The following is a 7430-nucleotide window of genomic DNA, read 5'->3' as shown; positions in this document are numbered from 1 at the left end:
TAGTGGCGGCATAATCGAGGCGGAAATCCACTTAGCGAAACGCCCCAATCTGTTCAGACAAACCGAACCAGCTCTGTCCGGCCGACGCATTAAGCGCAACGTTGCAACCAGGTCACTATGCCGAGCAAGACTGGTATTGCGACCGAGATTATTTCCGAGCTGCAGGTCGACGCCTTGCCAGCTCCACCGTATGTCGGGAGCGGTCCAAGATGCGGCGGACCAGAGCCAGAAACCTACGAGGGTCACGGCTGCAGCCGGTCTATATCGCGTCGTCATGAACGCAAGACCGGCTGTGACTGCCGCAAGCCCAGCCCAACCCCATCCTGGAAAAAGAATGCCTGCCGAGGTGATCGGTTGAGCCCATCCGACAATCCCGAAGGGCGGTATGGCCATGAGCACCATCGCGATCGCATATCGCAAGGCTCTTTTGCAGCCGGATTGGCGTGACCACAGCGCCGCGTGCACGAAGACGAAGCCGATCGATGCGACAAGCCACAAGATCAACCCTGGCCAGATATCCGATTGATAGAAGGCAGCCACACCTTGCGGCAAGCCGCGCGAGGCTGCCAGAAAATAGGCTGCCGATAGGACGCCTGCAGCGCAGCGACTGCGTGCCATCGACCACAACGCCGGAAATGCTACAGCTGCGGGAAGCGCCAACACATGTCCGCTCCAAGCTATACAACCGATCGCGGCAGACGCCAGAACGAGGGCAAGTTGTTGGAGCCAATCAGGGCGCATAGGTAAGCACCTCCTTTGCGAGCCCGAGGACACCGGAGGCTGGAACCGGGCCGAAATACCGCGAATCCCAGGACCCTGGGAATGGCGAATGCAGAAAGACGAAACCGGACGGAACCGTCCCGCCTTCATATGGATGCAACGGTCGCCCTTGGCCGTCACGAGACACAAGGTTCGAGTTGGCAATCGGCCGTCCATCGATCGTGACGGCGCCCGCGATCTCGATGCGCTGCCCGCCTAGTGCAGTCACCGTTTTGATCAAAGGGCCAAAGCCGCCCGGGCACAGGCCCGAGCGAAGGTAGCCTCGCTCGAATCCTTCCAAGATGGTGTCGGTCTCTGGGGGGCAGACGAATACCATGTCGCCGACCTGAACCGGGCGATCGAGGGGTGCGACACGCCAAAGGCCGAGCGGCTCGCTGGGCGTGGTATTGATCCGAAGGCCACCAATGACGCCGCCGATAGTTACTGCGAGCGTAAGGCTGCATGAAACCGCGAGGAGAGCGATGGCCGGGCGCCTTTGGCGTCCGGCTGCCGAGGCAGGGGTCAGGTGAGACATCATTTCAGCGACAACCCTTTCGTTTGGGTTTGGCGCATGGTTTCCGCCTGCTTGAGCGCCACCGCTGTCCGTTCATGCGCGGCCAGTTGCTGGACGGTACGGATCGTGTCCCAGGCGGAACGTAGTTCATTCTTCTGGGCCGGCTGCATTCCCGCCGACGCCGCCTCGAACGCCTTCCCGTCCGCCGTCGTTGCCGCGAGTGGCAGGAAGGTTCGTTCTCCGAAGCGCTCCGACACCGACTGGGCAAACCCCTCGAGTTCGGCCTTCACTTGTCTGTCCGCCAGGGCAAATTCAAGACCGGCGGGTATATCGTTTCGATCGATGGCGTCGCGCACGCGCTCGAGCACTTGCCTTGCGGACGCGGAGAGGGCAGGGATATCGAGCGAGAGCTTGGTGCGCACCGCGCGCTCCTCCTCCTCATAGCGGCTGGCAACGTCTGCCCGTTGCGCGATGAAGCCCCGCAGATCGCGGGCAAGGGCTGGCGCGTTGACGAGTGCTGTATCGCGCGCCTGCTTCTCGGTGCTGCCGGCAAACAGGCCGGTCTTGCCCTTCAGCACGCCAAAGCTTTCCGGCCGTTCGGCAATCCGCATAAGCGTCGTTGCCGCCAATGTCCCGTTCGTCAGCATGGCATCGACATTGACCGCCTTGAAAGCGGCCCGAGGATCCGCAAAGACGTAATGGAAGCGAGCAGATACCGCCGACCAGCTGTCCTTCAGGACGGGGTCGGCCGAGAGCCTGTCTTCGACCGCCTGAGCGATCGATCTGGGGAAGGTCGTCGTACCTGAGACCATGGGTTCTACCTCCTTGATTGCGGACGACGTCGATGCTCTCGACTTGGCTCCGCCAAGGCCAAGCTCCACTGCCGCGGCGGCAAGGCGTGCGCCAAGCTCGGCGAGCCTCGACGATTGACGGACGGTCCATTGCAGCCGGTCGTGCGCGATCGTGCGGGCGACATTCATGAGATGGAGGCCACGTGCCTCGGCAAATCGCAGTGCCGCGCGATAGTGCGAACCGTCCTGATAATCGAGCGTCGTTTCCTTCGATCCGGCCCGCGAGAGCCGTTCATGGAGTCGTGCCATCGCCAGCTCCTCGATCGGCACGACCTTCCAGGAATTCCGGTCGACCTCCTTGCCATTTGGAAGCGTGACGCGCTGCGATCCGACGTGCTTGAGGCCGATGCGATCACCGATCTCGGCTTTCGCTTCATTCATCGCCCGCGCGAGATCTACACCCCAGATGGTGCGCTCCTGGTCATCGGCATGGCCGAGCGTCACATAGTAGCTGTCCCGGTTGCCCGGCTTGTGTTCGTAGGGCGCCATGCCATGACCGATCAGCACGCCGCCGCGCCGTTGCGCGAAGTCTTCCAGGCCGGCATAGAGTTCGGCCGTCTCGCGGTGGCGGGTCATGGCGACATAGGAGAGATGTCGGTCCAGCGTGCTCGACGCCAGCACCTTGACGCGATCGACGGTGGCGCCCTGGCTCTTGTGGACCGTGGTGGCGTAACCATGATCGACATTGGTGTAGAAACGCTGCTCGACCACGACCTGGCGCCGGTCTCCGCCAATGCCGACCTCAGCGACAATACGCCCTGGCTGGGCCTCGACCACACGCGCCAACATGCCGTTCTTGACGCCCAGCGATCCTTCATTCTTCAGGAAGACAATCTGATCGCCGGCCGCGAAGTGCCTCGTGCCGTCTTGCGTCCTGAACGCATCACCGGCCTCGATCACGCCTCGCTCGACCAGCTTGCCGCGAGCCATCTCGTTCAACAGCCGCACATCGACGCGGCGATGGGCGAGGATCAGGGTCGCCTTGGCCGGATCGTGTTCGCGGTCCCAGTCAGCGATCAGGGAAGCGATAGCCTCGCCCCTGGTCCAGGCGGTCCGCACCCTGTCGCGCCGCGCATAGGCGTCGAGCGCGGCCGAGACGTTTCCGCGCGCCAGATCGAGCGAGGCATCGCGCATCCATTGTTCGCGCTGACGGTAGATTGTCTCGAGTTCCGCATAGCCGATCCGCTCGGCAATGGCGCGGAAGGCGGCCCCGGCCTCGATCGGCTGAAGCTGCTCGGGATCGCCGACCAGGACGAGCTTCGCACCTGATGTCGTCACCGCTTCGACGAAGCGCGCCATCTGTCGGGAGGAGACCATGCCGGCCTCGTCGAGGACGAAGATGGTCTTGTCATCAAGCCGGTCTCGCTGCTGATCCCATCGCAGCTCCCAACCCGAAAGCGTACGGGAGGCAATGCCCGCTTCCTTCTCCAAACCTTCGGCCGCCTTACCCGCAAGCGCCCCGCCGACCACCCGATATCCGGCAGCCTCCCAGGCTTCGCGCGCCGCCTTCATCATCGTCGTCTTGCCGGCGCCGGCGCGGCCGATCACGGCGGCGATCCGCTCGGGACCAGTGACATGTTCGATTGCCGTCTTCTGCTCATCCGATAGGCGGTCATGCCGGGAAAAGACACCGTTAAGGACCGCTGGCTTGACGGCGTGAGAGGATCGCCGCGACAGCCAGATCGACTGATTGACCATCTGGGATTCAACGCGGATCAGCTCCCGTGTCGTGTACTTCGCCGCTGCCCTGACGCCGGTGACAAGATCCATATGCTCACGTTCGAGCCGGAGCGTCCGTGGGCTCCGCAGGATCCGCGCCATCAGGTTCTGGAAGACGGCCGCATCGTCGATATAGCGATAGAGGATCTTCGCGACATCGCGTTCCTCGAAGACGCTTTTCTCGCGGGTGATGAGGTCGAGCACGATCTCCGGATCGCGCTGGATCCGCCGGGCGTTCTCCTTTCGGCGTTCTTCCTGCAGTTCCAACCGCTCGAGCGCGACCTTCTCCTCCGCTCCCTCAGCTTTCCTCTCGATCGCCTTGGTCCCGACGCCGAGATGGATGGTCGGTGTCAGCTCGATCCCTTGCCTTTCGAAGGAGCGCCCATCGATGCGGATATCGAGACCGGCGAGCGCCAGATGCTGGTTCTGGAGCGCGAACCATCCATCGCGAAAGGCGTTGAAGTCCTCGGCTCCGCCGGCCCAAAGCTCATAGGCGATCTTGCCGGCATCGTTACGGAGAGGATTGCCGTCAGCTCCCAAGACCGCGACCTTCTTGGCGCCGAACCCGTCCTCGGTCAGCGGCCGCAAAGTGGTCATGAGATGGATGTGCGGATTGCCGGGAGCATCGTGAAAGACCCAGTCGGCAACCATGCCGCTGGCGGTAATATGCCGTTCGACGAAGTCGCGGACCAGCGCGATGTTCTGATCGGCGTTGAGTTCCATCGGAAGAGCAATGGTCACATCCTTGGCGAGCTGCGCATCGCCGCGCTTCTCGAAGGCCTCGACCTTGTTCCAGAAGGTCTCCGAGGCACCTGAGACCGAACGATCGGCGATCATCTCCCGCAGCCATTGCGGCGCGTCCTCGGGAACGACGAACTCCTCATGCAGCAGCCCTTGCTTGCGGGAATAGTCGATCGTCCTGGCTTCCCGCTCGAATTCCATCTTGGCGCAATGCCGGTAGGCCGCCGACAGCACGGCGCTGCGGCCGGAGCCGCGGGCAACGATGCTGACTGAGAAATGCGGGACGGCCACGACGAGAACGAGCTCCTAAGATCGAACACGATCAGACTGTTCGTCGGGAGCGGAGGGCCCCGCCAGGGGCTGAAAGCAAGGCGTCGCGTCAGCGACGTATAATTGCGCCCTTGGATCCGCTCCTTCGGAACGGCGGGATCATTCGCCGAAAGCTGGCGCTTTGGCGAGGTGCAACATTGCACCTTTCCAGCGAGGGAAAATTCGGGGCAAGCTTCAGTTTCATCGGACTGAAAGCCACGAGGAACCGGCGCCCATGAAGAAGCCAACCGCCAAAATCCGGGAAGAGATTGCTCGCCTGCAGGAGCAACTCAAGCAGGCCGAAACACGCGACGCCGAGCGCGTCGGTCGGATCGCGCTACGTGCGGGGATCGGAGAGGTCGAGGTAGAAGAGGCTGATCTTCTGTCGGCTTTTGAAGAGGTCGCCGGCCGGTTTCGCGGAGAGACGAAACTCGCCCAGGGAGGCAAGCCTGCGACCACGCCGCCGAACGGCGTTGGCGAGGTTTCGGGCCAATCTGCGGAGACTTGAACGGATGCAAAAGATGACAGCGAGCGAAGCCCGCAAGAAGGACGCGCGGGAGAAGATCGAGCTTGGGGGCCTAATCGTCAAGGCGGGCTTGCGGTACGAGAAACGGGCGCTGCTGCTCGGGCTTCTGATCGATGCAGGCGCGCGGATCAAAACGGACGAGGCGGAACGAACCCGCCTGAGTGAACTCGGCGCGAAGGCATTTGCCGATGACGCCTAGGCGGATCCTCGTCGCCGCCATTCCAGCCGTGGCAATGCTGGCAATTGTGCTGTTCCTTCTCGGCATCGAACGCTGGCTCGCCGCGTTCGCAACAACGGACCAGGCAAAGCTAATGCTCGGGCGGATCGGACTGGCATTGCCCTATGCGCTCGCTGGCGCCTGCGGCCTCCTGTTCCTCTTCGGAACCAGGGGATCGATCAACGTCAAGACGGCCGGTTGGAGTGTCGCCGTGGGCGGCCTTGGCGTGATGGTCGTCGCGGCGATCAGGGAGGGATCGCGCCTGCTGGCATTCGCCGGCCAGGTGCCCGCGGGAAGGACGCTTCTGTCCTATGCCGATCCTTCGACCATCACAGGAGCGGGCGCGGCACTGCTTATCACGTTCTTCGCCCTGCGCGTCGCCAGGATGGGCAATGCGGCCTTTTCGCGAAGTGAGCCGCGCCGCATTCGGGGCAAGCGCGCCCTGCACGGCGAGGCGGACTGGATGACGATGCAGGAGGCGGAGAAGCTTTTCGCGGAAGCGGGGGGCATCGTCATCGGCGAGCGTTATCGTGTCGACCGAGACGATCCAGCGGCGACATCGTTTCGAGCTAGCGAACCGACGACCTGGGGCAAGGGTGGCTCCGCGCCGCTCTTGTGTTTTGACGGCTCGTTCGGCTCATCGCATGGGATCGTCTTCGCCGGTTCGGGAGGTTTCAAGACGACGTCTGTCACAGTGCCAACGGCGCTCAAATGGGGCGGCTCGCTTGTCGTGCTCGACCCATCCAGCGAGGTGGCGCCGATGGTCATGGAGCACCGGCGCAAGGCGGGCCGGCGCGTCATCGTACTCGACCCGAAGAACGCTGGTTCTGGCTTCAACGCGCTCGATTGGATCGGTCGGCACGGCAGCACCAAGGAAGAGGATATCGCGGCCGTCGCATCGTGGATCATGAGCGACAGCGGTCGCGCGACTGGCGTCCGCGACGACTTCTTCCGCTCATCCGGACTACAGCTACTGACCGCGATGATATCAGACGTTTGTCTATCCGGCCATACGGACGCGAAGCACCAAACTTTGCGGCAGGTTCGTACCAATCTGTCGGAGCCAGAGCCAAAGCTTCGCGCACGCCTGCAGGAGATCTACGACAATTCAGCGTCGGCTTTCGTCAAGGAGAATGTCGCCGCATTCGTCAACATGACGCCGGAGACATTCTCCGGCGTTTACGCCAATGCGATCAAGGAGACGCATTGGCTGAGCTATGCGAACTACGGCGCGCTGGTGTCGGGCTCGAGCTTCTACACCGAGGCGCTGGCCGATGGCGAGACCGACGTCTTCATCAATATCGACCTCAAGACGTTGGAAACGCATTCCGGCCTCGCGCGCGTCATCATCGGCTCCTTCCTCAACGCGATCTACAATCGGGATGGAGCGATCAAAGGCCGTGCATTGTTTCTGCTCGATGAGGTCGCAAGGCTCGGTTACATGCGGGTGCTGGAGACGGCGCGCGATGCCGGTCGAAAGTACGGGATCACGCTGACGATGATCTATCAGTCGATCGGCCAGTTGCGGGAAACCTACGGCGGTCGGGACGCGTCCAGCAAGTGGTTCGAGAGCGCCAGCTGGATATCCTTCGCCGCGATCAACGATCCCGAAACCGCGGAATACATATCGCGTAGGTGTGGTACGACCACAGTGGAGATTGACCAGGTTAGCCGTAGTTTCCAATCGCGTGGATCCTCGCGCACTCGCTCGAAACAGCGTAAGCGGTTAGCCGACCACGCTCGACTGGAAGTTCCACGGCATCAGAGCGTCGATATCCTGCGCGGGCCATCCGT

6 protein-coding genes are annotated in these 7430 nt (G+C 62.6%); 3 read left to right on the top strand and 3 right to left on the bottom strand.

The window, feature by feature from the left end; all coding sequences use genetic code 11:
* The 3 genes from ACCD05_RS31265 to traA form a co-directional block, all read right to left on the bottom strand.
* Positions 1–741, bottom strand: a 741-nt coding sequence (locus ACCD05_RS31265) for a nitrilase-related carbon-nitrogen hydrolase (RefSeq protein WP_413397539.1), incomplete at its 3' end; no start/stop codon positions are given.
* Positions 731–1297, bottom strand: coding sequence for a conjugative transfer signal peptidase TraF (traF, locus tag ACCD05_RS31260; protein ID WP_111564247.1), 567 nt, complete (start codon positions 1295–1297; stop codon positions 731–733). The genes traF and ACCD05_RS31265, both read right to left, overlap by 11 nt.
* Positions 1294–4875 carry a Ti-type conjugative transfer relaxase TraA gene (traA, locus tag ACCD05_RS31255; RefSeq protein WP_413397537.1) on the bottom strand — a complete coding sequence of 1194 codons (3582 nt, stop codon included), beginning with the start codon at positions 4873–4875 and terminating at the stop codon, positions 1294–1296. The genes traF and traA overlap by 4 nt, the downstream gene beginning before the upstream one ends.
* Positions 4876–5128: 253 nt before the next feature.
* Between traA and traC the strand changes: the two genes are divergently transcribed.
* From traC to traG, 3 genes are all read left to right on the top strand, one after another.
* A complete protein-coding gene (traC, locus tag ACCD05_RS31250; protein WP_111564245.1) occupies positions 5129–5401 on the top strand; it encodes a conjugal transfer protein TraC in 273 nt (90 codons plus the stop codon).
* Between the two features lie 4 nt (positions 5402–5405).
* Entirely contained in the window at positions 5406–5618 is a 213-nt protein-coding gene (gene traD, locus ACCD05_RS31245) for a conjugal transfer protein TraD (RefSeq protein ID WP_111564244.1), read from the top strand.
* A partial coding sequence (gene traG, locus ACCD05_RS31240) for a Ti-type conjugative transfer system protein TraG (protein WP_413397534.1) occupies positions 5608–7430 on the top strand: 1823 nt, incomplete at its 3' end. The genes traD and traG, both read left to right, overlap by 11 nt.

The sequence above is a fragment of the Rhizobium sp. Rhizsp42 genome, assembly GCF_047304155.1.
In the GTDB taxonomy this organism is placed as follows: Bacteria; Pseudomonadota; Alphaproteobacteria; order Rhizobiales; family Rhizobiaceae; genus Rhizobium.
This window is presented reverse-complemented; position numbering and strand designations above follow the sequence as displayed.